The 26,418-nt window shown below is 58.6% G+C and carries 20 protein-coding genes; 7 read left to right on the top strand and 13 right to left on the bottom strand.

What is annotated here, in order from left to right; genetic code table 11:
- Positions 1 to 11: 11 nt before the first annotated feature.
- Genes Q1K29_RS10135 through Q1K29_RS10115 form a run of 5 tightly spaced genes read right to left on the bottom strand, consistent with a single transcriptional unit; the run spans position 12 to position 5,316 of the window.
- Positions 12 to 749 (bottom strand): SDR family oxidoreductase, encoded by a 738-nt coding sequence (locus Q1K29_RS10135; protein WP_300394246.1) that lies wholly within the window; start codon positions 747 to 749, stop codon positions 12 to 14.
- A complete protein-coding gene (locus Q1K29_RS10130; protein WP_300394243.1) occupies positions 736 to 1,593 on the bottom strand; it encodes an amidohydrolase family protein in 858 nt (285 codons plus the stop codon). The genes Q1K29_RS10135 and Q1K29_RS10130 overlap by 14 nt, the downstream gene beginning before the upstream one ends.
- Positions 1,590 to 2,594 (bottom strand): aldo/keto reductase, encoded by a 1,005-nt coding sequence (locus Q1K29_RS10125; RefSeq protein ID WP_300394240.1) that lies wholly within the window; start codon positions 2,592 to 2,594, stop codon positions 1,590 to 1,592. Before Q1K29_RS10125 ends, Q1K29_RS10130 begins: the two co-directional genes overlap by 4 nt.
- Positions 2,591 to 3,892, bottom strand: a complete 1,302-nt coding sequence (locus Q1K29_RS10120; RefSeq protein ID WP_300394237.1) for an enolase C-terminal domain-like protein — start codon at positions 3,890 to 3,892, stop codon at positions 2,591 to 2,593. Before Q1K29_RS10120 ends, Q1K29_RS10125 begins: the two co-directional genes overlap by 4 nt.
- On the bottom strand, positions 3,889 to 5,316 hold the full coding sequence (locus Q1K29_RS10115) for an alpha-L-fucosidase (protein ID WP_300394235.1): 1,428 nt from the start codon (positions 5,314 to 5,316) through the stop codon (positions 3,889 to 3,891). Before Q1K29_RS10115 ends, Q1K29_RS10120 begins: the two co-directional genes overlap by 4 nt.
- A 211-nt stretch (positions 5,317 to 5,527) precedes the next feature.
- Here Q1K29_RS10115 and Q1K29_RS10110 point away from each other — a divergent pair, with 211 nt between their 5' ends.
- Complete coding sequence (locus tag Q1K29_RS10110; RefSeq protein WP_300394232.1) at positions 5,528 to 5,857, top strand: L-rhamnose mutarotase; 330 nt, start codon at positions 5,528 to 5,530, stop codon at positions 5,855 to 5,857.
- Here Q1K29_RS10110 and Q1K29_RS10105 read toward each other — a convergent pair.
- The 6 genes from Q1K29_RS10105 to Q1K29_RS10080 form a co-directional block, all read right to left on the bottom strand.
- Positions 5,854 to 6,627 carry an IclR family transcriptional regulator gene (locus Q1K29_RS10105; RefSeq protein ID WP_300394229.1) on the bottom strand — a complete coding sequence of 258 codons (774 nt, stop codon included), beginning with the start codon at positions 6,625 to 6,627 and terminating at the stop codon, positions 5,854 to 5,856. The two genes, Q1K29_RS10110 and Q1K29_RS10105, sit on opposite strands and share 4 nt — an antisense overlap.
- Positions 6,628 to 6,726: 99 nt before the next feature.
- Positions 6,727 to 7,401, bottom strand: coding sequence for a helix-turn-helix domain-containing protein (locus Q1K29_RS10100; RefSeq protein ID WP_300394225.1), 675 nt, complete (start codon positions 7,399 to 7,401; stop codon positions 6,727 to 6,729).
- 139 nt (positions 7,402 to 7,540) lie between these two features.
- Positions 7,541 to 9,010: an MFS transporter gene (locus Q1K29_RS10095; RefSeq protein ID WP_300394222.1), complete on the bottom strand. Its 1,470-nt coding sequence runs from the start codon at positions 9,008 to 9,010 to the stop codon at positions 7,541 to 7,543.
- An 8-nt stretch (positions 9,011 to 9,018) separates the two neighbouring features.
- Positions 9,019 to 11,616, bottom strand: coding sequence for a TonB-dependent receptor (locus Q1K29_RS10090; protein ID WP_300394219.1), 2,598 nt, complete (start codon positions 11,614 to 11,616; stop codon positions 9,019 to 9,021).
- A 387-nt stretch (positions 11,617 to 12,003) separates the two neighbouring features.
- Positions 12,004 to 12,708, bottom strand: coding sequence for an IS6 family transposase (locus tag Q1K29_RS10085; protein ID WP_366524202.1), 705 nt, complete (start codon positions 12,706 to 12,708; stop codon positions 12,004 to 12,006).
- A 32-nt stretch (positions 12,709 to 12,740) separates the two neighbouring features.
- Positions 12,741 to 14,879, bottom strand: coding sequence for a hypothetical protein (locus Q1K29_RS10080; RefSeq protein WP_300394213.1), 2,139 nt, complete (start codon positions 14,877 to 14,879; stop codon positions 12,741 to 12,743).
- A gap of 143 nt (positions 14,880 to 15,022) precedes the next feature.
- Here Q1K29_RS10080 and Q1K29_RS10075 point away from each other — a divergent pair, with 143 nt between their 5' ends.
- Positions 15,023 to 15,742, top strand: a complete 720-nt coding sequence (locus tag Q1K29_RS10075; RefSeq protein ID WP_300394211.1) for a hypothetical protein — start codon at positions 15,023 to 15,025, stop codon at positions 15,740 to 15,742.
- A gap of 19 nt (positions 15,743 to 15,761) precedes the next feature.
- Positions 15,762 to 17,078 carry a hypothetical protein gene (locus tag Q1K29_RS10070; protein WP_300394208.1) on the top strand — a complete coding sequence of 439 codons (1,317 nt, stop codon included), beginning with the start codon at positions 15,762 to 15,764 and terminating at the stop codon, positions 17,076 to 17,078.
- A 105-nt stretch (positions 17,079 to 17,183) separates the two neighbouring features.
- Here Q1K29_RS10070 and Q1K29_RS10065 read toward each other — a convergent pair whose 3' ends face one another.
- Positions 17,184 to 18,254, bottom strand: coding sequence for a hypothetical protein (locus tag Q1K29_RS10065; RefSeq protein ID WP_300394205.1), 1,071 nt, complete (start codon positions 18,252 to 18,254; stop codon positions 17,184 to 17,186).
- A gap of 241 nt (positions 18,255 to 18,495) precedes the next feature.
- Here Q1K29_RS10065 and Q1K29_RS10060 point away from each other — a divergent pair, with 241 nt between their 5' ends.
- Both Q1K29_RS10060 and Q1K29_RS10055 read left to right on the top strand, forming a co-directional pair.
- The gene (locus Q1K29_RS10060) at positions 18,496 to 20,043 is read left to right on the top strand and encodes a carboxyl transferase domain-containing protein (RefSeq protein ID WP_300394202.1); all 1,548 of its coding nucleotides are present in this window, start codon (positions 18,496 to 18,498) and stop codon (positions 20,041 to 20,043) included.
- Positions 20,044 to 20,059: 16 nt separating this feature from the next.
- Complete coding sequence (locus tag Q1K29_RS10055; RefSeq protein ID WP_300394200.1) at positions 20,060 to 20,287, top strand: acetyl-CoA carboxylase biotin carboxyl carrier protein subunit; 228 nt, start codon at positions 20,060 to 20,062, stop codon at positions 20,285 to 20,287.
- A gap of 462 nt (positions 20,288 to 20,749) precedes the next feature.
- Here Q1K29_RS10055 and Q1K29_RS10050 read toward each other — a convergent pair whose 3' ends face one another.
- Positions 20,750 to 22,261 carry an ETX/MTX2 family pore-forming toxin gene (locus tag Q1K29_RS10050; protein ID WP_300394197.1) on the bottom strand — a complete coding sequence of 504 codons (1,512 nt, stop codon included), beginning with the start codon at positions 22,259 to 22,261 and terminating at the stop codon, positions 20,750 to 20,752.
- Between the two features lie 194 nt (positions 22,262 to 22,455).
- Here Q1K29_RS10050 and Q1K29_RS10045 point away from each other — a divergent pair, with 194 nt between their 5' ends.
- Together Q1K29_RS10045 and Q1K29_RS10040 are read left to right on the top strand one after the other, a co-directional pair.
- Entirely contained in the window at positions 22,456 to 24,105 is a 1,650-nt protein-coding gene (locus Q1K29_RS10045) for a winged helix-turn-helix domain-containing protein (protein WP_300394194.1), read from the top strand.
- Between the two features lie 7 nt (positions 24,106 to 24,112).
- On the top strand, positions 24,113 to 26,416 hold the full coding sequence (locus Q1K29_RS10040; protein WP_300394191.1) for a TonB-dependent receptor: 2,304 nt from the start codon (positions 24,113 to 24,115) through the stop codon (positions 26,414 to 26,416).
- Positions 26,417 to 26,418: the final 2 nt, after the last annotated feature.

The following is a 26,418-nucleotide window of genomic DNA, read 5'->3' as shown; positions in this document are numbered from 1 at the left end:
GCGACATCTCCCTAATTGGTCCAACCACCGTCGACGACATGAACCGCGCCGGTCGTGAAAGCGGATTCCTCGGACACGAGATAAACGGCGAGTTCTGCAATCTCTTCCGGTGTGCCGAGCCGGCCCATGGGCTGGCGTGCGACAAAGGCCTGGCGAGCCGTTTCATAGTCACCCTGAGCGCGCATCCGGCCCTGCAAGGACGGGCTGTCGACCGTGCCGGGGCAGATTACATTGCATCTGACATTCTGGCCGACATAGTCAGCCGCGATCGCCTTGGTGAGGCCGATGACGCCGGCTTTGGTGACGCCATAGGCAAACCGGTTCGGCGCGCCGGTGACGCTCGACGCCACAGAGCTCATATTGAGGATCACGCCACTGCCCCGCCGCACCATCCCCGGAAGGACGGCGCGAGACATCTCGTACATCGACGTCAGATTGATCAGGAGAGATTTGTCCCAGTCCTCCCGGCTGCAGTCTTCGATTGTCCCGTGATGCACCCATCCTGCGACGTTGAACAGAATATCCAGACCTTGCTGGCCATCGATCAGATCGGCGATGGCGGCGCTGTCGGTCACGTCCAGAAGATGTGTCTCGATATTGGCCGTATCAGCGAGCGTCTGCAAAGCGGCCGGATCGATATCGGTGGCGATGACCCGCGCATTCTCCCGCGCGAACGCGATCGCGGAGACCCGGCCAATTCCGGCGCCAGCGGCGGTGATCAAAGCGGTCTTGCCGTCAAGCCTGCCCACGCTGGCCTCCTGAATTTTCAAGGTAAATCCGCTCTGCATTCGCTCGCCAGACAGCGACTTCGTGTCCGGTAAAATACTGCGTGATGAGCCGTTCGCTCTGCGCTGCCCAATCGGCATAGCTTCCAGCCATGGTCAGCACGGGCCAGTCGCTGCCCCAGAGGACACGGTCGTGCCCGAAGCAACTGGCTATGTGACTGACGACACCCTCGATCGATCCGTCGTCGGTGCGCGCGCCGGCTTCGGTAAGCAGACCTGACAGTTTCGTTGAAACGTTCGGGCAGGCGGAAAGTGCCTTTATATCAACCCGCCAATCACCAAGATTGCCGCTGGCGATCGGCGGCTTTCCAGCGTGATTGACCACGATGCTGAGGTCTGGATAGCGCTGCGCCAGCGTGGTCATCACACGAATCAGGTCGGGTCGGGCGTGACCGTCAAAAACAAGACCGGTGTCGCTCATGGCTTTGAGAGCGGGAGCGCATGCCTCCTGCAGGATCCAGTTGGGATCAGGAAGGTCGGCAATCATCGGCCTGATACCGACCAGGCCGTCTTGTGCGGCGTGCCGCCTTACCTCTTCAGCGGCCGTCTCAGCCTGAAAGTCGATCCAGCCGACAACGCTCGCCACTCGCTCGTCCGCCGCTTTCAGGGAAAGAAGAAAGTCGGTTTCCGCAGCGCTCGCGGCGGCTTGTACCAGGATGCAACTTTGGACGCCTGCTTGCTGCGCCTCCGGCCAGGCATCGTCTATGCTGAAATCCCTGTAGATCTCAGAGAACGCGGGCGTGAGCCAAGTATAGTCCCCGCGAGCCAGCGTCCAGACGTGCATATGGGCATCCAGCTTCGCCATCATGCAGGCACCGGCGCATTCTCGGAAATCAGGCCGTCACCCTGAAGGGCGGCCCAGAGGTCCGGATCGATTTTCGTTCGCGTCCAGTCTGCGGTCTGGCGAACCTCCTTGCTGGTTCGACCACCTGCGAGAACAGTCGCCACGGCCGGATGAGCGGCGCAGAACTGCAGCGCTGCGGCGGGCAGCGGAACCTCAAATCGGGCGCAGATCTGACGAAGCCGGGCGGTCTTCTCGACGGCCCAGTCCGGTGCTTTGTCATAATCGTAGTGAAGAGGCTGCCCCGCCGCTGCGGCGAGCAGGCCTGAATTGAATGCTCCCCCAATCATCACGTGGATTCCGCGGTCGTGGCAGGTATCGAGGAAGTTTAGCGACGCCTCATGTTCCAGTAGCGTGTAGCGGCCTGCGATGAGAAGAATGTCGAGGTCAAACTGGCCGATCACCTCCTGGCAGATTTCGATCTCATTGACGCCGAGGCCAATGCGGGCCGTCAGCCCCTCGGCCTTCATGGCGGCCATTTCCGGCAGGGCTTCCCGGAGCGCTTGCAACAGGATTTCCTCATGGGCCTCACAATGGGTCACGCGCCCGATATCGTGCAGCAGGAGAGTGTTCACACGATCGACGCCGAGCCGTGACCTGCTGCCTGCAAAGGCGCGCCGGATGCCGCCCGCCGAATAGTCAAAGCGGGGGATGAAGGGGGCAGGGGATGCAAAGCCGTTATCTGGGACGGGGCTGTCTCCCGCAGGCTCGAGGACGCGGCCAACCTTGGTCGAGAGGGCAGGCCGCCAGCCTGTCTGCGCGAGGCAGTCACCTATTCGCCGCTCGCTAAGCCCATGTCCGTAGAAGGGCGAGGTGTCGATAAGGTCGAGCCCGGCGTCACGGGCCGCCAGTAGCGTATCCATCGCCTCGGCTTCAGAGATTTCACTATAGAGATTGCCGAGCCCGGCCGCGCCGAGGCCAAAGCGCGGCAGCTTACCAGTTTCGGCGGTCTCCATATGAAGTGTCACGGGTGAGCCTCCTCCGCCCAGACCACACCATTCGGAAATTCGTGATCGGCCAGGCTTTTCGGATACATGTCTATTGAATAGCCAGACTTGGTCGGCGCGATGTAGCGGCCATTCCTGATTTCGATCGGATTGAGGAAATGCTCATGAAGATGCGCGGCATGCTCGATGACGCGGTCGTCCATGGTGCCTGAAATGCAAACATAATCGATCATTGATAGGTGCTGCACATATTCGCAGAGCCCGACCCCTCCGGCATGGGGGCAGACCGGGATGCCGGCCTTGTCCGCCATCATCATGACGGCCAGCACCTCATTCACGCCAGCCAGCCGGCAGGCGTCTATCTGGCAGAAGCCGATGGCCTCCACCTGCAGGAACTGTTTGAACATGACCTTGTTGTGGGCGTGTTCACCGGTCGCGAGTTTCAGGGGCGCGATCTGTTCAGCGATCGCCTTGTGCCCGATAACATCGTCAGGGCTTGTCGGTTCTTCGATCCAGTAAATGTCGTAAGGCGCCATCGCCCTGGAGGCGGTGACTGCGTCGGCCACATCCCAGACCTGATTGGCATCGACACTCAGCCTGACATCATCGCCGAGCGTGTTGCGGAAGAGCGCGCAACGCTCGACATCCTGGCGTAGATCACCGCCAACCTTGATCTTGAAATGCCGCCAGCCTTCGGCATGTGCCGCTTTCAGCTTGCGCACGATTTCAGTGTCGCTGTACCCGATCCAGCCGGCGGAAGTCGTATAGGCCGGATAGCCATCTTTCATGAGGCGCTCAATCCGGTCAGCGCGGCCAGCGTACTGAGACTCCAGACGCTCCAGCGCGGCCGCTTCAGGCAGGTAGTCGCGGATATGGCGGAAATCGATCGCCGAGAGAAATTTCGCTGGCGAAAGGTCGCTGACATAGCGCCAGAGCGGTTTGCCTGCGCGTTTGGCGAGGGCATCCCAGACGGCATTGATCAGGGCGGCCGCGGCTAGATGGACCACGCCCTTTTCGGGACCAAGCCAACGATATTGGCTGTCATTCAGCAAGAGCCGCGAGGCGAGCCCGAGGTCTTCCTCGAATTCGTCAAGCTCACGTCCGACTAGGTGAACTCCCAGACCCTTGATCGCAGCAACACACAAATCGTTGCCGCGTCCAATCGTGAATGTAAGACCATGACCGGTGGGGTCACCGCCGCTCATTTCGATTGACGCATAAGCGCACGAATAGTCCGGATCAGGATTCATCGCGTCCGATCCATGGCTGTCCCGTGATGTCGGGAAGCGGATATCGCGCGCGTCGATTCCGGTAATCACGCAGATACGTCCAGAGCCAGGATCTGCACGGCCGTGTCGGACCATTCGGGCACAATGACCCGCAGGGTTCCATCCTCGGCGGTCCAGTCGCTGACGCCGCCCGCAAGTTGGTTGACGGATGTGACGGTGCCAATCTGGTCAGGCAGCTCTATCTCTACATCGGTGACGGCGGGCACGCCGAGCAAATGAATATAGATCTTGCCAGCCTCGGTGTTTTGCGTCGCCCCGATGGCCACGTCTGCGACGGTCGGTTCCGGCATGGCGAGCGGTCGGGTGTCCTGTACCGCAGGACCCGCCGTCTCCAGCCATTTTCCAACCGCTTCAAGCCGGGATGCCTGGCCTGGCGGGATGATCGTGTCGCCGCGCGGGCCGACATTCAGAAGGACGTTTCCGTTAAAGCAGGCCGAGCTTGCCAGCATGTGAGCGATGCCATCCCGGCTGATATAGTCCTCGTCGCTCTCATTGCGGTTATAGGCGAAGGAATGGCCCATGCCGCGTGTCGTTTCCCACTGGAATGGCAGGATGCGGTCGAACATGCCGTATTCCGGTGTGCGGGCATCCCAGACAGGGGGCTTTGGCGGAATGATGCCGGTGAGGCCTTCGGGGCGGTCGAAAGCATCCGTGGCAAGCGATCCGTCCGGTGTGATCCAGCGATCATTGGTCAGGCCGTCCGGCACTTCATTGTAGTACTTTGCGAGTATCTCAAACGAGTCCTTCTCGGCCGGATAGGCGATGTCGTTCCAGAGATAGTCAGGCTTGTAGCGCTCGATCAGCTCTCTGTAGTGGGCATTCGCGTAGTCGATATAATTCTCGTCCTTGCCCGGCATGGATGTCAGGAAGTCGGCGAAGCTCTCGATCCGCTTGTGCTTGAATGTCCAGTCGACACCGCCTGAATAATAGACGCCGAACTTTAGCCCCTCAGCACGCACAGCCTCCGCCAGCTCGCCGACCACGTCGCGGGTCGTATGCCAGTTGTCCTTGTTTGGATTCTTCACGTCGCTCGGCCACAGGGCAAACCCGTCATGGTGCTTTGTCACCAGGACGACATAGCGGGCGCCAGACTGCTTGAAGAGTTTCGCCCATGAGGCCGGGTCCCAGGCATCGAGCGCTTCATTGAAGGCCGCGCCGAAATTTTCGTACGGGTAGTCCTCGCCATAGGTTTCGCGGTGGAATTTCGCCGTCGGACTGTCTTCGAAAAGCATCGTGTTCTGGTACCAGTCGGCATAGGGCGTGTTTGCAAAGCCGGCTTTCTCGTCAGTCGTGTCCAGCTGATCGATCTGCATCTGATGCGGCGCAAATGCCGGTATCGCGGCAGGCCCCCAGTGAATGAAAATGCCAAATTTGGCATCCTTGAACCACTCAGGCACATCATGCTGGCTGAGGCTTTCAGCGGTTGGTTCGAATTTGCCCTGTGTTCCGCTCATCGAGCCGAACACCCATAGCTATAGACGCCAAAGATCATCCTTATTTCCTCCCATGATGCCGTCCTTATCTGGACGATCAGTCACGAGGTTGTACGATGAGTGTGTTTCATATGCAAGCAGGATGTTTGTATATGAATAAGTTTGTATTGGTGAGCGGCGGTTGTCGAGCGGCTCGAAACCGGCCGCAGGCATAATAAGGGAGAGAAAGCGCATGCAACGCAAAGCCTGGATGATAAAGCTCAAGCCCGAAAAGATGTCTGAATATAAGGAGCTGCATGCCAATGCCTGGCCGGCGATCCTGAAACAGATCACCGAATGCGGTATTCGCAATTATAGTATCTATTTGCGCGAACCGGAGAACTTACTGGTCGGCATTTATGAGTATCACGGCACGGATTTCGAGGCCGATATGGCCCGGATGGCGGAGGACCCTGAGACGCGCAGATGGTGGGCTGTCACAGATCCGTGTCAGCAGCCGCTAGAGTCAGCTGAGCCGGGAGAGTGGTGGGTGCCGATGGAAGAGGTTTTCCATCACGCCTAGCCGGTGTGTGGCTCGTGCCCGAGCGCGGCGGAGATGCGATCAGCCGCCGAAGCGATGAGCGCGGGCGCATCATTCACCGAAATCCTGGTTCGCCGCGTGACCACGAACGGGACAGTAAGGCTGGCGACTGCCGACTCGCTGGCGGAATCAAAAATCGGGGCGCCGATGTCTGTGACCCCGTCCACCATACGCGAGGGCATGCAGACATGGCCTGCTTCGCGTATGCGCACGGCGTTCTCCTGCAGCGTGTCGAGCGCGGCCTGCGAGGCCCCGCCTGCCTTCAGATGTTCGAGGATGCGGCTTTCCTGCGCGTGCGCGGCAAAGGCAAAGAGGACAAGCCCGGAGGCGGAATGGAGAATGGACCGTCTGTGGCCGAGCCGGACGCTAAAGCCAACATCGTCGGGGCTTTCAGTTCTGGCAATCACGACAATCTGGTCTGAACTGACCACGGCCAACTGGATCGATTGCATCATCTCGGCGGCGAGAGCGGACATTTCGGGCAAGGCCGCTTCATGCAGATCCCGTTTTGGTGGAGATCGCATGCCGACTTCAAAGAGACGGTTCGAAAGTTGCAGTTTTTCGGGGTCCTCGGTGCGCTCGACATAGCCGCGCATCTCCAGCACGACGATCATACGATAGATTTCATTGCGTGAGCGTTCGATGGTTCGGGCAATCTCGGCAATGGATAACGGCGTGCGCACACTTGAAAGGCATTCCAGAATATCAAGGCCCTTTTCAAGGGCCGGCGCTTTATAGGGGGCGTCAGTCATTGAGTGCGTCGCCTGCTATCCGGGGTCTCTGTTTTGTATATGAACGAGTGGTGTCTATCCATATTATATCTGCGCAGCTACAAATCCATAGCGTGAGGCTCAGTTCTTGAGGCCGAGCATGTGCCTTGCCGCAGGTTCCGCCGTATCAAGGGCGCCCGATATTTCTTTGACTGGATCAGACCGCCGGTCCGAATTGATCCATTTTTGATAGGCAAGATCCGTTGCGGCGAGCAGGAGAAGCGCAACGAGATCCGGCCTGTAGTCCTCCTCGCGGTCCAGTCCGAATTCCTCGGCCACGAAGCGGCCAAAAATGTCCGTCTGGTCAGTGTTGGAGCTGGCTGAGGCAAAGGCCAGATCGGCGTCGGTTCGCAAAGCGTTCCAGAAGGTCGTCTCGGGTTTTTTTGCCTCAGCGAGTGTTTTTGCCCGGGTAATGGCCTCTTGCCTGAAGAACGCGAAGAAGCCGGTCGATCCGCGTGCCTCGAAAGCGCGTTTGCGAAGCGCGTCTGTCCGGTCCTGCACCAGCGCCAGGGCCAGATCGGCCTTGGTCTTGAAGTGCATGAAGAGTGTGGTGACGTGAACGTCGGCGCTGTCGGCAATCGCCTGCATGGTGGTCGCGGCGTACCCCTCCTTGCGGAAATGGTGCCCCGCTGCCTTGAGGATCGCAGCGCGTGTTCGGCGGCGGCGTTCTGTTCGACGCGGATATTGAATTTTCGGTTGCTTCATTGATGCGTCTTCGCTGCCTCGCGATGTGTCGGATTTCGGTGTCTTTGCCATGTTTCGTCTCGTCAGATTGCGGCGAAGCGTCTGCGGCTTGGGTGCCGGTAAGAATTATGGGGCGCATCTACCATGACGGCCAATGACATCGGATACGCTCTGCTCAGGTCCTCAACAGGATTTCGCCCTTCAGGCCACATCATGGCGCTCCTTTCGGTGGCGAAAGTCCTTCGGCGCGCCGGCGCGCCAGCTCATCCACCGCATGCTGGTGGTCCGCGCGGGTGACCGGATAGAAACTCATAATGAACAGCGCCATCGTTACAAAGCCCGCGATCGAGAGCGCGAACACAATGGCGAGTTCATTGGTTGTCGTAATGTCGACGGCGCCAGGTTCAGCATCCTCGGGAAAGCCGACCAGCGTAAGCAGCAGGCCTGAGACCAGGATGCCCATGCCGGACACCGTCTTGTTGACGAAGGTCGTAGCAGAAAAGATCAGTCCCTCCGATTGGCGGCCTGTCTTGAGCTGTATCTGGTCGGTCACATCGGCAACCATGGAGGCTGTGAGGATCGCTGCGGCGATGACGGCCATCACGGTCACCGTCGTGAACGTAAATAGCAAAGGCACAAGCGCTGGGCTCTCATTGGTCGGAAAAAGGCCGATCAGCCGTAGCCCGACAGGCACGACGATCGTCAGCATCGTGATGAAATAGAGTGTCAGCGTCGTCCATTTCTTGCCGAACAGCTTCGAAAGGGGAAGGACGACCACGAATGCCAGCACCACACCGAGAAGGCCGCTCGATGTGAGCAGGGCAATCTGTCTCGACGACAGCTCCCAGAAATAGGTCTGCATGTAGATGCTGAGCGCCGCGCTCAGTCCGCCCGACATCGAGCCGAAAATACTGCCCAGAAGAAGCGGTGCATTGGTGCGGTGAAACAGTGTCGCAAGCATGTTGCGCACGGTCTGGATGAGCGGCTCTTTCGGCGGGGGTGGCGGGGCCACAAGTGTTGAGATGCGGCCATGCGTACCCGCCGTGGAGACAAGTATGGAGATGGCCATGAGCGGCGCTGCAATGGCGGCGTATTTCAGATAGCCTGATGGGTCCAGAAGCCCGCCCGGCGCGGTCGGATCGTCAGCAAATATGGCGCTGAAGACGAAGACGCCCATCAGGATGCCGCCAACCACACCAAAGAAAAAGCGATACGCCACAAGCTCGGTCCGCTCGTGATAATCCTGGGTGAACTCGGCCAGCAGCGCCGTCGATGGAATTTCATAAACGCCGAGGGCAATGCGCGTCCCGCTGGTCAGGACCAGAAGATAGGCAAAGAGGATAGTGTCCGAGGCGTTGATCGGCGGCGACCAGAGGAGAAAGTACAGAAAGCCGACCGGAACAACAGACGCATACATGAAGGGGTGTCGGCGGCCCCACTTGCTGCGAAAGCTGTCCGACCACTGCCCGATGACCGGGTCGAGAACAGCGTCGGCCACCATCGCGATCATGATGGCGAGACCCACCCAGGCCGCCGGCAAGCCGACGACCTGATTGTAGTAGATCATCAGGAGGACATTGAACCCGTTGTCCTTGATGCCGAACGCGACGGTTCCGAGGCCGTACACGAGCTTGGTCTTCCAGGGCAGTTTGCCCGCTTTCCGGATGGCTGTAGTTTCCATGCGTACAGCTAGAATTTCATCTGGAGCTGGACGCCATAGGTGCGGGGCGGCGTCAGATAGAGGGTCTGCGAGACGCCGGCCGGCTGGACCCGGAACGTGCCGGTCGCCCCGTCAAAACCCTGCTCGTCGAAGACGTTCTTCACATAAGCCAGGACCTGCAGGGTGTCATCGGGATTGCGCCACAGGCCGACAAGGTCGACCTGGTCATAGGCCGGGGTCTGCGTGTATGAGCGGTTGAAGACGCCGTGATAGGTCTCGTCGAGCCAGGAATAGTTTCCCGATAGCGTCACGTCGCCATTCGCCCCCAGCGGGATGTCATAGCTGACGTTGAGACCAAACTTGTTGGGAATGGTCCGCGGCAACATCTCGCCCTTGAGATCCTGTGGCTGGTTTCCGCCCGAGGCCGGACCGGAAGGCTGGGCGCCTGGTTGCTGTGCCAGCGGGTCAGCGACATCCACAAAACAGCACGCCTCGCGCACTTCGGAGTCGTTGTAAGCATAGGTCGCAAGGACGCGCAGCGCGTCGGTCGGCGTCCAGTTCGCTTCAAGCTCAATCCCCTGCGCCCGCGAATCCTCCAGGTTGAAGAAGCGGGTGAGCTGGATGCCATTCTCCTGAACATCGAGCGGGACCTGCAAGCCATCATAGGCGTATAGATAGGCGGTCGCATTCAGCTGGAAGGTCTCGCTGAATGACTTCTTGGCGCCGATCTCGATCGCATCGAGAAGCTCTTCATTGGTTTGCGGAAACTGGCTGATCCCGCCGGCATTGAAGCCGCCTGACTTGTAGCCCCGGCTATAGCGAAGGAAGTAGTTGCTGGACGCATCGGGTTGCCACTGAATGGCGGCAGTGCCGGATACGGCATCCCATTCTCCGGAGAGGTCCCGCTGGGCCAGGCCTGTGACGGGGTCGATGGTAACCAGACTGGCCACACCAGGCGCATCCGAATTCGATACGGTTGAAGAGGTCAAATCCAGTGCCGGGGTGAGATTGCCTGAGCCGCCCAGGGTGAAGCCGGGAATAACGCCATAGGCGATGACCCTCAGAAATTCCGACCCTTCCTTCTCGTCCATCGAGTAGCGAAGGCCGCCCGTGAGAGTCAGCGTATCCGTTATGGAGTAGTCGGCTTGTGCGAACAGGGCGTAGGACTTGGTGTTGATGTCCGAAATGGCCGTCACATAGTCGCCGCTCGGATTGGCAGGGCCGCCGACCGGGGCAAGGATTTCAGGCTGGGCGGCGTTACCGAAGTGCGACTCCTGAAGGAAGTTCTCCTCATAGAGATAGGCCCCGAGGATCCACCAGAGATCGCTATCGCCCGAGGACTGGGCTGTCAGCTCGTGGCTCCAGAACTCCTTGTCTTCGGTGTAGTCGAATGTGCGCTGGGGAAAGACGGTTGCCGGCGTACAGATCGGCCCGACTGCAACTTGCAGGAATGCGCAGTTGGGTCCCCCGGTGAAGACCTCGCCCGCGGCCGGATTGGCCGGATCCAGAGGAAAGGAATAGGAAAGGACATTGGTATCGTCGTCGTCCCGGAAGGAATTGTAGAAATAGGTCCGATATCCGCCAAGATACTTGATATCGACATTCTCCAGATTCCACGTCGCGATGGCCGAGAACCCGAAATCATCGTCCAGCGTGGAGTGCGTCGTCGTATTGACGTTGAACTTGCGGATATCGTTCTCGCCGGGATTGGATGTGGCATCACCCGCCAGGAAGAGATTGGCCTGTGAATAGCCGAACGCCGGACCGGGCGTGAGATAGCCTGTCGGGAAAGGGGACACATCGTAAGGGCCGGCGAGATTCGTTGTCCGGTTGAGAAAGTCGCCTTCCGTGGTGTCGGCCTTGATCCAGACCGAAAAATTATCGGCCAGATCGGCTTCGAGCTGGAATTCGATATAGGAGGTCTTCAGATCGCCTGCTTCGTTCGGGCCACCCGCGACGTTTTCGAAATATCCCTCATCCTGATTGGCATAGGACAGGCCGAGCTTGGCGCGCACCCTGTCGGTGATCGGACCGGAGATGGCGGTTTCTGCCGTGACAGTGTCGTAGTTTGCCAGTTCCACCCGCGCTTCGCTCGTGAACGTATCGGTCGGCCGTTTGGAAATCACATTGATCGCGCCGCCAATTGAGTTGCGGCCATAGAGTGTCCCTTGTGGCCCCCGCAGGACTTCGACGCGCTCTACGAAGAAGTCACTTTTGGAAACCGCACGTGTCGATGCGTCGTAGAGACCGTCGGAATAGGTCGCGACACCGGGATCGGAGCCGTTCGTGTTCGTTTGGCGGCCGACACCACGAATGAAGACGCGGTCGTCGCCAGCGGAAAATGCAAGGCCAGGTGTAAAGCGGGCGAAGTCGCCAAGACTGTCCAGCGCAAGTTCCTGGCGAAGGTCGGCTGTGAAAGCCGTCACGGCAACAGGCACATCCTGCAGACTTTGCTCGCGCTTCACTGAGGTCACCATGACCTCGTCAAGTTTGCGGACGCTGTCTTCTTCTTGATCCTCGGCAGTTGTCGCCCCGGTATCGGTCTCCTCCTGCGCCATGGCGGCGCCGTTGAAAGCAGCAAGAACAGTCAGGCTTGCAGCCACCAGCCTCGGTGATCTCTGTCTCATTTATTCCTCCCTTATCGTCCTGGTTCTCCGACCAGGATTTCAGGAAAGGTAAATTAGATTAATCTAGTTGAATAGAGTGACCTAAGGGCAGAGGCGATGGTGGTATGAGAATGGGGCGTGGGGCAAAGGACCGGCAGTTCCCTGTCATGGCCTTGCCTGCAGGGCCATGACAGGGGCGATAGCCCGTTGATATCTCGCAAAAATACTAGCTGGAAGCCATGGCGCGACATCGGGGGTTTGATGAACCTGGAGACCGCCGGGCATAAAAAAAGCCCGCCAATGGCGGGCGTTTCGGGGCTTTGCGAGACCTGGCTTCAAATCCAGGGGTGCGTGGCGGCGTCGTCAGACAAACGCAAACTCGTCTCTGCTAACTGTGGGCAAACGCTCTCAGGCCGCGAGAAGCTGGCGCCACTTTAGGAGGGCGACGTCACGGTTATGTTTGAATCGGGATCGTGAGTTGAGGTGACGGTCGAGATTAAAATGGTTGTAGAAGGAGGCGTGCGTTGAAGCGAATTTCTGCAAATTCGACATTCGCCTGAAACGCGACATACCCCGCTCTCGTCGTCGGAATGGCAAGTGGCTATTCTCCGCTCGATTGTTGAGATGGCGACCGACCTCCTGGCGGTCGATATTTCCAATCTCTTTCATCGCAGCTCCATACGACCTGAGCCGATCTGTCACGACAGTCTTCGGTGCCCCATATCGCTTCATCGCTTTCTTCAGGAAGCGCAAGGCCGCTGATTTATCTCGGGTTTTGGTGACATAGCTCTCGAGAATTTCGCCTTCATGGTCGACAGCTCGCCAGAGATAATGCGTCTTTCCGTTGATCTTCACGAAGACCTCATCCAGATGCCATCGCCATTGAGTGATCTGGCGAAGTTGCTGGGATCGGCGCTTCCTGATCTCGCCGGCGAACATTGGACCAAACCGGTTCCACCAGTACCGGACCGTCTCGTGGCTGACTTCGATCCCCCGCTCGTGGAGAAGGTCTTCGACGTTCCGAAGAGATAGTGGGAACCGTACATACATCATGACGGCGAGGCGGATGATCTCAGGCGACGTCTTAAAGTAGCGGAATGGAGGTTTGGTCATGCGCAGAGAGTAGGGCCGTCGGGATATCCGGCTCAAGCCAAGTTCTTCTGACAATACCATAAATGCAGCTCTCCGCCGCGCCATGCGTCCGCGCTCTTGGAGAGGAAGACGCCCGGCTTCAGCATACAGATACCTCCGATCTCGGTGCTGTGTCCGCCATAAACTGTCAGGTTATGGCGACCGTCCCACAGCATGATCCTGTTATCGTGCGTATGAAGGCCCGGTGAGAATGCAAGACGATCGCCAGCAGTTTTCACTACCTCATAACCCGGCCCCCAATCCTCCGGGTCCTGCAATTCCACAAGCGGCGCATAGGAAACCGGATCCCAACTGCGTAAGGAGAGACGGCTCCATGTGATGACAGGCCCGCCGGCAAGCTCGCGAAACCCCCAATTTCCCATGCCGTGCCCGCCATCCAGAAATGTCATCTTGCGGCCGGTCGTGACATCAAAAACACAAAGACCTGTCCCGCTGCGTACGAGAAGTTCACTTTTGCCGCGCCAGCGGGAGCTTGTCGTCCGACTGCGAAATTCCGGCTGGACGGCGACGACAGCATCCCCGCCGGAAGCAGTCAGGGGCCTCGCTCCCTCCTCGGTCCATCGATGCAAAACGCCGTCCGGCGCAATGACAGGCTCTCCGTGAATAAAGGCCTGGGCATCGTCGTGACAGATAAGGTCGAATCCATCCCCTTCCTGCCGCAAACGCCAGATGGCGCCGATCAGGGGCGCAAAACCAATGACAGATCCGTCGCGCCCCGGCGCCAGCAAAAGGCCCGCTCTTTCACTCGCCTTTAAGAGCTCGTCCTCATGCAGAGACGCGATAGCGCCTGAAACAGCTTTAGTTGAAACCCCCCGCGCGCGCGCCGCAAAAGCCGCAAGTGCTTGCGCATCGCCATTCAAGCGCAGATGCAGATCTAGGGATTGAAGATAATCCGGGTGCGCCGCACTCATATGCGCATCGGAAAGGGCTTCATATTCTTTCATGGAATCTTCGCAGATGCGCCACTGATCGGGGAATTTCAGCACCAGGCGGCCATCCGCCAGTGCGCCGGACTCCCAGAAATCCGGACGTTCTTCCCGTTCAGGAAAATCAACCGCATGCGCCGAGCGCCGGTCCAGCCAGGATATGTTGAGGCTCTTCCCCTTATCCGCATCAATCCGGCGGAGGTCAGGCGCAAATACGTCGAAGCCTTCCGCCTTCATGCTTTTGACGCCAGTCTTTTTAATCACTTGCAGTGAAGGCAGCGCCAGCGTCAGACGACGATAATCTTTCGTGCAGACCTCAACACGCTCGCCGGTCCGGTCGAACGCCAAGGAGAGCGCCTCAGCGCCGCTAATCTCGGCGCTCGCCAGCAAGTCTCCGGTCAAGCAGCGCCAAAGCCGGAAGGAAAGGCGGTGCTTCGATGTGCGGTCGACAGACGCCGTCAGGAGCTGGTCCTCAGCGCCGCACAGGATCTGCGGCCAGCCGTCATCGACTTGCAAGATACTGACGCTCTCGCCGTCGTTCCAACGCAACAGTTCTATACAATCATCGGCGACAATCATAAAATGTGCGTCATCATAGGCTTGGGCGTGCGGAAAATGTTGACTGGTGCGCGTTTCTGACAGAGCCTCACCTGAGAGGGGATTCGCGAGCAAAATTCGCTGATCGAAGCCGACGACCATACGATCACCCTGCGCACAGAAAAGCGTCGGCGTATCGTTTGCCGCATTGGCATCCCACACCAGGCGCTTGAGACACGTGCAATCCGGAACGGACCAGATACGGACCGAGCCATCGCCTGACGATGAAGCGATCCGGTTGCCGCCGAGGTCAAGAACGCTGCTTATATATCCTTCATGGCCTTCAAGAACCGCGACGCAGGTTCCGTCAAGGCGCCACAACCGCAAGGTTTGGTCATTTGACCATGTCAGCAATGTCTTGTCGTCGAGCAAGCGACAACCACGCACATAGTCCGAGTGCCCGTCGAGAACACAGAGGGTTTCGCCGGTTTTCGTATCGATGATGCGCGGTTTCGTATCCTCCTGGAGGAAATTCCCCCAGTTCCAGACCATCCGCAAATGTTCGTTTACTTGCAAAGACATGACAATATCTGGCCGATGAACGAGTGTGAACGTCACGGGGTACCAAGATGTCGCCGCCGCGCCAATAACCGTATCGGTTATTGTCATTCTGGCTAAACTCCGGCTTTAATGAGAGGCGCAGCGCATTTCGTCCGCCGCACAAATGCCGGAGGGGTATCGTGAAGACTGGGGGAAGCCTTTTAGCCGCATTATGCGCACTCGGCGCTGTCGCCGCAGCAAAGACTTTGCCGATGTTTGGGACGCCTCCCAGCATCGAGGAACGAATGGAGCAGGTCTTCCCTGTGGAGGGAAAGGCCCTGGCCGAAGAAAAAGCCGCATCAGTAGAAGTGTCGTCCGAAGCCGCCGCCGAACTGCGCGCGGCGCTGGCGCGTGACGATGAAGCCGCCAAGGCCCCGGCCAAGCCAGCAGCCGAAGAGGCCAAAACGGACAAACCTGAAGCAGACAAGCCCAAACCGAACTATGACGCGGCTATCAAGCAAGCGATGGACGCTGGCGACCCGATCAAAGCGGCGATCCTGAAAAGTTGCCAGAGCGCGCCCTCCGGCGGGACGCTAAAACTTCATCCCAATACTGCGGCGCTGATGCGGCAATATTGCAAGGACCGCGATTTCGAGATCGTTGTCGACAGGAGCAAAATAAGACCCAGCACTTTTGCGGCCGCGCCCTCCTCAAACGAAGAAAGCCAGAAGGCGCAGCCGGACGCGAAGATCGAGGCGTGCCGCAAGGAAGCGCGCAAACACATTATCTCCTGCGCGAAAGTCACTGACTACCAGAATTGCGAGACTTGGGGCTGCCCCGAGATCATAGAATGCGACAAGCGCCTGACGCGATGCGACGACCACGGATCGCCTTACAATCAATCCGGTGAATTCTACTGCGACAACCGTAATTGGCGGACACGGGACTTCGACTACGAAAAAGTGCTGGAACGCGCCTGTCCCACTGAGTGATCTTTTCAGAAAGAAGACAATGTTTTTAAAAACACTGACGGCGCTCGCTGGCGCCATGACAGGGTTGGCCCTTTCTTTTGCGCAAGCGCAGGATATCGCACCGCCAGGCTGGACCATCAGCTATTCCAGCAACAGCCTTTACCTGACTCGCCCGGACCTCCCGGATATTCGCGTCGCCGTCGTCAGTGATGTGCGGCCCGAGCTCACGCAGGAGGAGAAATTTGAGTTTATAAAAACCTTCTTCACCGAACGCGCCGATTGTCCGTCACTCGCCCAAGCGGAAACCCATAAATCTTTTGCAGGCTATTCAGCAACGTCCGCTGGGGCCAGCGCCCGCTGCAAGCTGATATCCATGGGCCATTGGGAAAAAGGCGGATTGCAGAGCGCAATGATTTTAAACGAAGCGGTCGAGGAGAATAAAATTCTCGGCGGCGTGCCGACCCGCGGCGTCGTCTCAGACAGAGGCCATACCGCCGAGGCGATTCACCAGGACATCGTCGAATTTCTCATGACCCGCTATCAGATTGCTGAAAGCAAGACGCCGTTCGAACAGGTCAGAGCACAAATCACGGTCGACGGTCTCGCCAGCCTTTATCCTCAAGAGCACAAACCCGCCCATCTTGTTCGGCTGAGGGCGGACAATGGACTAGATGCAATCACTCATGCAGGCTTGACCGGAGCGCACGCACTCTTGTTGTTTCCGGAAAGGCAAGAAGATTCGCGCATCAGCGCCTTCCCTTGCATGCAATGGGACCCGGCCATGTTCGATCCATATGACACGACCCGGACGCCTTGGCACAAAGACAATAATTGCGAACGTTATGTCTGGCGCTGGAAGGAAGGCGACCCAGCGAACGGCATTGAGATAAGAACATTATCAAAAAGCGCGAAATGGTTCTCCGAGCATTTCACGCTTGAGAATGACGAAAAGAAAAAGCTCTCTATCGGCGAGTTCTATAAGCCTTTCGAGGCGGGCCAGCGTCTGGATCTGAGGATTGGCACCACACGCAAAACCATGGACCAGCTGCTTGATGGCCGGCGGCAGCTTTCCTCCCTTGAATCTTATGGGCTTATCCTGCAGCCCGACGGGCGCTTCATGGCCGGGACCGTGCTTTCTTCAACCTTGGAGGGCGGCAAAACTTCAGGCCCGGTCCAAGGACAATACCACTTTGACGGCCACGCCGTAACCTTGCTGCTCGATTCAGGCGAGGTGATTTACGGCTTTGGCGGATGGCTGCCCTATGAGAATGAAGAAACGATGAGCTATCGCTCCGTTATCAATATCAATGGCTGGATTTACACGGCTTATTGCGAAGGCAGAAGTTTATGCAAGTGATGCGGCGGGTGAGAGGTAGATACAAAGCTACCGATCTCTTTCCCACATACCGCATTATTCAATGACGCTCAGCTCAATTGGAAAAATGGAAATCGACAGATGTAATCAGGAGAGCCGCGATCGCAGCCAGGCATTCCAGTCCTCAGTAGAGAGGCCATCGGCCAGACGATCTTGAATCGCCTCCACGTTGCCCGGCTTATCCAAGAACTCGCGCACCAACTCTCGCTCCTTCCAGGCCTTGGCGTGAGCGACAAGATCGTCCCAGCGTTTCTGCTCGCGCTCTCTTTGTCTCTGCGTTTCCAATTCAAGCTGTCGCTTACGCTCATACTCCCGGTGTTGCGCCTCACGTTCCAATCTCCGCTGCTTCTGCAGATGTAGTGCCAAGATCAGTGTGCGGACGATCTCCGGGACCTCTTCCTCGAGCAGGGACTCATCTTTCTCCTGCCAAGTCTTCTTAATGCCTGAGAGCCACTCTTTGATCTCGAAGAGAAGTGTGCCCGTCGGCTCGAGTTCGGTCACATGCGTTCGATCGTCGTACAGCCACCGGCGCTCCTCTTTATTGATCGCTCGCTTTATCTGTTTGCGCTTTTCGCGCAGCGCGATTTCAACCCGATCAGGCCCACGGCAAATGCATAATTTGTTGGCGTCTTGCTCGGCCGCGATGCCGGTTGTGCTCAGCGATTTCAGAATGGTGCTTATGATCCGGTGGCGCCGGCGGTCGATTTCGGTCCATGGCGATGGTTTGATTGCCCAACCGGTGTGGTCCTGCGACGCTCGGAAGGTACTGCGTTGATAGTCGTCCAGCCAGCGCTGCACGATCGGGTGCGGGTTGGCGAGGCGCTTGGGAACGACCATCGTAGATGCCTTCGGGGCCTCCAGCCCCGCTTCGGCGAGGCCATCGCCAGCATTCCCCGATGATCGGAGATTTGGACCTTGTGGGACGATTGTGATCAGCGTGGGCGTTCCATCTTTCGCTTCAGGGAGCGCTGGCCGCCGAGCCGCCTTCCCATGCTCGGCTTTGATCCAGTGGCCCTGCGGTGGACGAGGAATCGCGTGGCGATCACAAAGCTTCGCAAGGCCGGTCCCGGTAATCCCATAATCGACGGCGACCTGGTTTAGCGGCCGGTCCCAGACCGCGTTGAACAGCGCATCGCGTGTGACAGATTTGGCATTCATTTTTTGGCCTCGCTCCGATGTTTGGGCGAGCGCTATGAAGTGGTCCAGCGCTGGCTGGGTCAAGCCGGGGCAGGGGGGGCTTCTCATAACTGGTGATTATGCCATCGACGAGGCTGCTAAATCTCAAAAGCGAACTTCGTTCTCTTACGCGTCCAAGGGCGAAGCTGAGAAACTATGGCGCCTTACATTAGGCCGGCGACGGTTTTTGACTTCTTTGCAGCCAAGGGCGAATGTCGCGACCATGAGCTGGAAATCAGAAGTCGATGAAATCAGGCGCCGCCGCGAGCGAGCCATATTGCAGGGTGGCGAGGCGGACATTCAGCGCCAGCATGATAAGGGCCGCCTGACTATTCGCGAGCGTATCGCAGCCCTGATCGACGAGGGCAGTTTCGAGGAAATAGGAAAAGCCGCGGGCGCCTCAGAGCGCGGTGAAAATGGTGAGTTCCTGGAATTTAAGCCGGCCAATTTTGTGCTCGGTTTCGCAAATGTCGATGGACGCCAGATCGTCGTCGGCGGCGAGGACTTTACCCTGAAAGGCGGCTCGCCGTCTCCGGCCGGCCTTCGTAAATCGGTCTATGCTGAAGATTTGGCGCTCCAATACAAAATGCCTCTGGTGCGCCTGCATGAAGGCGCAGGCGGTAGCGTCGGCGGCTCCGGCGGACCGAGCTTGCCGGGGCCCGTCTTCTCTCCGTCACGGTTTAAATCGGTCGGCCAGACGCTTGGCACACTCCCCGTGGCATCAGCCGCACTTGGGGCAGTAGCCGGCTTGCCGGCAGCGCGGCTTGTCTCGTCACATTTTTCGGTCATGTCGAAATCTACCGCCCAGCTGCTGGTGGCCGGGCCGGCCGTCGTTGAGCGTGCAATGGGCGAGAAGCTAACCAAGGATGAGCTTGGTGGCGTGCAAATCCATACCCGCAACGGCGCCGTCGACAACGCCGCCGAAGACGAGACAGAAGCACTTGCCCAGATCCGCCGCTTCCTGTCCTATATGCCGAACAATGTATGGGAACTCGCGCCCGTCGTTGGCTGTGATGACCCTGTCGATCGGCAAGAAGAGGCGCTGCTTGATATCGTCCCGCGGGAGCGGCGCAGGGCGTTTGATATGCGGCGCGTACTCTCCCTCATTCTCGACCACGACAGCTTTTTCGAAATGGGAAAGGGCTATGGACGCAGCCAGATCACAGGCCTTGCCCGGCTGAACGGTCATGTCGTTGGGGTCTGGGCCAATGACGGTCGGCATTTGGCTGGCTCAATGACAGCCGATGGCGCCCAGAAGGCACAGCGCTTCATCGAGCTTTGCGAGACCTTCCACATCCCGATCGTGGCTTTTGTCGACGAGCCCGGCTTCATGATCGGCTCGAAAGCCGAACAGGAAGCAACCATCCGCCATGGCGCCCGGACCGTGATCACAGCCGCTATGACCACGGTGCCATGGGCGTCGGTCATGGTCCGCAGGAGTTTTGGCGTCGCTCAGGCCGCCCATTATGGACCTGAGCCGTATGTCCTCGCCTGGCCCTCCGCCGAAAGCGGACCGCTACCGGTCGAAGGCGGCGTCGCAGTTGCGTATCGTAGAGAGATCGCCGCCGCTGAGGATCCCGATGCCAAGCGACAAGAGCTTGAGGAGATGCTGGCGGCTCGCCAGTCACCGTTTCCAAGAAGCGAGGCGCTTGCGGTTCACGAACTCATCGATCCCCGCGAGACCAGGCCTATGCTTTGCCGCTGGCTGGACAGGGTTCAGGGGCAGCTGCCGCACCTGCTTGGCCCGCGCACATTCTCATTGAGACCTTAAGCACGAACGGGACCCTATGTCTGAACACAAGATCGAACTCGAAACCGGCGGAACCGTTTGGAAGGTGCTAGTGAAGCAGGGTGACACTGTCGCTGACGGTCAGGAACTCTTCATCATGGAAGTGATGAAAATGGAGGTGCCTTATACTGCCCCTGCTAGTGGGGTCGTCACCGCGCTGAACATTGCTGAGGGCGACGTGATGCAAGAAGGGCAGACCGCCGCCACAGTGGCGACAGGCTCCTGACAGTTAAATCCCGAGAGCGGATGTTGTGTCGTCGGTGGGCCGCCTACGCCAGGAAACCCCGGTGCCGACCAACACCGTTGATGTATGGAAAGAAAGCCTTTGCACCTAGCCACCAAACGTACATCCGTACAATTTCTTCTCGAACTTGGGATCAAGCGTTGTTCCGCTGATGACATATTCGACGCATTGGCCGGCGGGCGCCAAATCTACCAATCTGAAATCAAGGAAGAGCGTCTTGGGATCCCATACAAGCCCGGTGTGCGAGTAGATCTTTACACGGGCATTGGAGTAAAAAAATCTCTTGTCCAAGGCTAGGCACTCTCCCAAAAGCACAGTGGTGGTTCCACCGATAACCGGAGCATTCACATCAGTTTCAGCAACGTAACAGCCCTGATGGGTAATGATGACCTTGGACTCACCCTTGCAGACTTTGCCCCCTGGACCAGAAGGTCGTCCTGATGCTCAGGATTTGCTTGCGATGTCGTAGATTACGAATGGCGTCTCATCGACGCTCGGCGCGTATTCGACCTGGTCCGTTGCAAGGTTCAGAACGATCATGATCCCGCGGTTGACATCGAGCAGGTAGACGCAGTCCTCATTGCGGTCGATGACCTCGTAGGTGAAGCGTGCCTCGCCCTCGGTTGAGAATTCCTGCCAGGTGTTGCTGTCCGTGCTCGCGAAGACGATGCCTTCGGGCGTCGAGACGCTGCTCACGGTCTGCGGCGTGATGGCCGAGGCGGGAGTTGAGGTGGCGGGCGCGCCGGTGGGAAGGCTGACGGCCGCAGGCGGCGTGGTATTTTCAGCGACATGAACTGCTGCCGGCGGTGCAGCGACCGGCGGGGGCGCGAGCGCCGTCGCGATCTGTTCGGGGCTTTCAATATCCTGAACGCGCTGGCCGGTTCTGCAGTCCACTTCATACAGTTTCGTTTCTGCCGATGCGACCAGAACACCGTCATAGACGCCGGTATAGGTCTTGGCCGGCAGCACGCGGTTGCGCTTGTCTCCGTTCCTGTAGTGATAAAGTTTGTACGTGAACGGCAGTTGCACCACGGCTTCCTTGACCATAAAGGCGGCGTCGACCCTGCGGCCTGCGGGCACCGGGTAGTTATAGGACCGGCTCACGCTATTCGTTTCCGAGGCGCTGTCTGTCGTGCTGAAGGTGAATTCGGTGCTGGCCGAGACTTCGACCTTGCCTTCCGCGATCACCGGGGCGCCGACCTTGAACTCGGTCTTCAATGCCACGCCTGTCGTGTTGCTGAATGTGAAGGAGTGCGACTGTGTGGCTTCCTTCGTGAACTGGTTGTTGAACCGGGCTTCGCCCGCAAGGTTGCCGCAATTGTTCCCGATATTGACGTCGATCTGCTTGGGCTTGCTGAACCGCATTTCCTTGATCGGCTTGTCGACTTGGATGTCGATGTCGTCGACATAGTAGGGCAGGCCGAACATCAGCTCGACCTGGTTGACGTAGGCGCCGGATTTGCCGTTCACCTGCCTGAGTGCGCCGGCATTTGGATCCTGTACGACAACGCGCGCCCCACCCGCCTTGTCTCCGAATTGGTTCGATGTGGTTCCGTTTGCGAGCACGAATTGGATGGCATTGATCCAGTCGCCCCGCCACACGACCACTTCGCTGATGAAGCTAGTCTTATCCACTTCGAAAAACTCGCAATCCCCACCGGGGCCGCCGAACTGGGTGCCGCGTTTGCCATTATAGTAGAACGTCAGAGAATTGACGTAACGGCCGGCGCATACCTCAACCTTGTCAATCTCGCCGCGCCTGACAGTGCTCATCGCCTCATTGACCCAGGCATTGCCACCGTTGCCTTCAGTCTTTTCAGTGTAGGAAATCTCGATTTCATCTCCGGGCTTAATTTCCTCGGCACTAGCGGGGAAAAGAACGGCGGCAAGACTGGCGGCGGTCAGAGCCGGAACAAGGACGTTGATACCGCGGTTTTTTATAGTTGTACGTGCCACTCTGGTTTTCCTCCTGAAGCGCTTGCATTATCTCGCATCGCGCATTCTGAGGCGCGGATCCGAGAAAAGGGCCAATGATTTGCGATAGCTTGGAAAACAATCGGAATCCTGATGGAAAAATGATGGGGTGGAAAAAATTGAGAAAATTCATGCTAGGCTTACCATTCGCATTCGCTTCTGGAGGTCAGTAGACTTTGACGACAAAGCAGGAATCTGGCGGCTCGCTGTCGTTCGACCGCTTGATGATCAGGTCATGCCTGATCGAGCCGGCAGCCCTGAAAATACAGAGCCAGCACGGTGTCTGCGAGGTTGAACCGAAGGTCATGGCCATGCTGCAGGTACTTGCCGAGCGGCCTCATCAGACCTGGACGCGTGCCGAGCTGATTGATCGTATCTGGCCACAGGCCGATGGCGGCGACGAGAGCCTGACGCGGCTCGCTTACTTGCTGCGCAAGTCCTTTGCCGACACGCACAAGATCCAGGGCCTGATCAAGACCGTACCCAAGCAGGGCTACTGCCTGTCCGCCCATGTTGACCGAGAAGCCGTCGTCAAAACCGACAGCGCAGCCAAGCCCGATCAGCTTGTGAGGGCGCAGGCGCTCCCGCAAGACCTGTCGCCGTTTTCGATCTGCGTACTGCCAGTGACGGAAATCGGAGACGCTCAGTCTCACAATCTGCTGTGCGACGGCCTTACCCGTGACCTGTCGGACTTCCTGTCGCGGTCTGCTGCGCTCGAGGTTGCCGCGCCGAGCTCAACCGCTTACCTCGCGCAGAATTTCATTTCGGGCGGCGAAATCGCGCAGGCACTGCGCGTGCGATATCTCGTCAGCACCACGGTTTCAGTCCGGGACGATGAAATCACCCTTCGCGTTGAACTGATCGATGCCGCGTCAGAGCGGCTGGTCTGGGCCAAGAAATACACGTCCAGTATGAGGCGCTTCTATGCGTTGCAGGACGAGATCGTCCTCGACATCTCCACGGCCGTGTCGACCAAGGTAAAGGCGTCGCATCGGTCCGACCTGCTCTCCTTCCGGGAGTTCTCGCTGGGCGCCTACGAACGTGTTCAGCATGCCAAGAATTTGCGGACCAATTACGGGCCAGCCACCGCAAAGCAGATCGAGCAGCTACTCGTCGATGCCCTCGCGATCGAGCCGGACAATCCGCTGATCAAGGCTGAGCTCGCCGTCCAGCTCAGCCAGAATGTCGTCAGCAAATGGACCGATGATGAAGAGGCAACACGGCAGCGTGCCAAGAATCTTGTGAGCGAGGCGCTAACCAGCCAGCCGAACGACACCGACATCCTGACAGCCGCAGGCATCGTCAGCACCATGTTCCACGACCCCGATATGGCTATTGGATATCTCGACCGCGTTGTGAAGCTCGACCCGAACGGTGCCCATGCGGCTGCGGTTCTGGGATGGCAGCAATGCCTCAGGCACGCCGATGCGTCTGGCCTTGACCTGATTCGAACTTCCGAACGGCGCGCCCCGCACCATCCGAGGTTTGGGCTGTGGGCGACCTATCGCTGCACCGCGCACCTGTTCCTTCTCGATTATGAAGCCGCAGAGCCCGCTTGCCTGGATGCCATCATCCGTACGCCCAATTACTATCAGCCCCGGTGCTCGCTCGCCTGGGCGCTTTGCGGGCTCGGGCGTTATGAAGACGCCAAAGCTTCAATCGAGGAGGCGAGGAGTTTTGGCGATCAGGACATCTCTTTTCGCTTTGTCGACGAGATGCGCAAATGGTCGTCGAACTCGCCGCACCGGGCGAAGATCTACGCCATTCTTGATAAGTTGCTCGACCTCAGCCAGCCTAGCTCGGCTTTGAAGTTGGTCAGGGCCTGAGGAAGCCGTGCGCGGAACGCAACAGGCAGATCTCGCGGCGACTGCTACCCTATGTCTGCTCTGCTATCTGGCCGGGCCGGCAGACGCCAATGCGCAAACCGGAGAGGCGCCAATAGACACAGCCCTCGCGCTGGACACCATAATCGTCGACGTCGAACGAAAGCCGGAAGACCAGCAACGCGTGCCATCCTCGATCACGACGGCTGACAAGGATTTCCTCGACGACAATAACATACGGACCCTTCAGGATCTGACAGCCGCCGTGCCAGGCCTCGTCGCGACTAATTCAGTCAATTACGGCGCAGCGCCGCTCAGCATTCGCGGTGTCGGCGGTGTCAACGGCGGTGCCAACCTGTTCGCCGACGAGCCTGTCAGTGTCTATGTCGACGATGTCTACCTCGCGCGCCTCAGCTTCTCCACATCTGACCTTGTCGACATCGAGAACGTCCAGATTGTCCGCGGCCCGCAAGGCACTCTGTTCGGGCGAAACGCAACAGCAGGCGCCATCCTCGTCTCAACGGCAGATCCGACGCCGGAGCTCTCTTCCTATGTCGAGGCGTCCTATACAGATCTCGGTGAGTACCGCCTCGCTGGCGCGCTCTCCGGGCCGATCGCAGGAGAGACACTGCTTGGCCGGCTCGCTGTCGGATATTCTGATCGCGCAGGCTTTGGGACCAACACAGTCACAGGTCAGCGCGCGGGAGGCTCCGAAGACCTCACACTGCGCGGCAAGTTGCAGCTGCAGGCAAGCGACAGACTGAAGCTGATCGCCAGCCTCGAGTTTCAGGAGCGCGACGCCGTTCCCGCCACGCTTCAGCTGTCCGATCTGTTTAGCGGTCCCGGCAATCCTCTGCTGGTGCGACCTCGTCTTCAGTCCATCATCGAAGCGAACAAATTCAGCTATGACGGTGCGAACTTTCTCCGCTCAGATGCCGTCACAGCGAGCCTCACCGGCACTTATGATCTCGGCTGGGCTGAGCTCACAGCGATCACCGCCTATCGCGCCTATAATTTCCGCGGCGCCCAGGATTCAGACGGCACGGGCGCTGATCTTTTCCGTAATCAGGGCCGTTCGGAAAACGAACAGTTCACCCAGGAGCTGCGCCTTGCAGCAGACGGGCCCGACCCGCTCTCATGGATTGGCGGCGTCTTCTTCATCCACGAAGACAATGCGCTCAACCCCTTCATCGTCGACAATGTCTCTGGCCTCTTCGGCCTCGGCACGCGGGCGGAGTTCAATGCATTCAATCAGCTCGATTCCTGGTCGGCCTTTGTCGACGTGACCTATCGGCTCAATGATCATTGGGCCGTTACGGGCGGGCTGCGATACACCGATGAATCGAAATCCTTCAACAATGCCTTCGCGCTGTCGGTGCTGAACGGGGGGACGATACCGGCCATTTCTGCTGCCGGGCCGCTCGTCGGTCTGACCCTGCCGGCTGGTACCCCATTCCCGCCCGGCGCGCAGCCTGAGACCCTCTTCGCTGACGACGCGTCTTTCGAGAATCTCTCACCGCGCATCGTGCTTGAATATCAGGCGAGTGACAGCCTGCTGCTCTATGGAAGTAATTCGCAGGGGTTCAAATCCGGGGGCTTCAATTCCTTCGGCCTGACGCCCGCCTTCCAGCCCGAAACGATCGAGGCCTATGAGCTGGGCGTCAAGTCGGAATGGCTGCGCGGCCAGCTTCGCATCAACGCCTCAGCCTTTCATTATGATTATTCAAACTTGCAGGTGCGCATCGGCGTCTCGACAGGCGGGGTCGATATCCAAAACGCCGCCACCGCAAAGGTGCGCGGCGCAGAGCTCGAATTTGCGGCGCGGCCGTTCGAGAGCCTGAAGCTCGATGGCAGTCTCGCCTTCCTCGATGCCGACTTCACCGGCGGCCGCTTGCCGGCCGTACCTGCCGACCAGCTTTTTCTTATCGGGGCGCCCGTCGCACTAGAGCTCCAGCCCATCGTGGGTAACCGGCTCAGCCGCGCCCCCGACTGGCAGGCCTATCTGGCGGCAGAGTATTCCAGGCGGCTGCTGCGATGGGGCACGCTTTCTATCCGCGGTGACGTCAGGGCGCAGTCGGAGGTCTACTTCCTCGAAGTCAATCAGGGCAACAACACTTTTCGCGGGGACGGCTTTGTCGAGTACGGGCTCCGCGCAAGCCTCACGTCACCTGACGACCGTGTCACATATTCACTCTTCGGCCGGAACCTCACCGATGCGCGCTATGTCACCCAAGTAACCCAGCTAGGTACCTTCCCGAATGGCGCAACAAATGAGCCCCTCAAGTGGGGCGTGGGTATTAAGGCGCGATTCTAGAC

The sequence above is a fragment of the Henriciella sp. genome (assembly GCF_029937755.1).
GTDB lineage: Bacteria > Pseudomonadota > Alphaproteobacteria > Caulobacterales > Hyphomonadaceae > Henriciella.
This window is presented reverse-complemented; position numbering and strand designations above follow the sequence as displayed.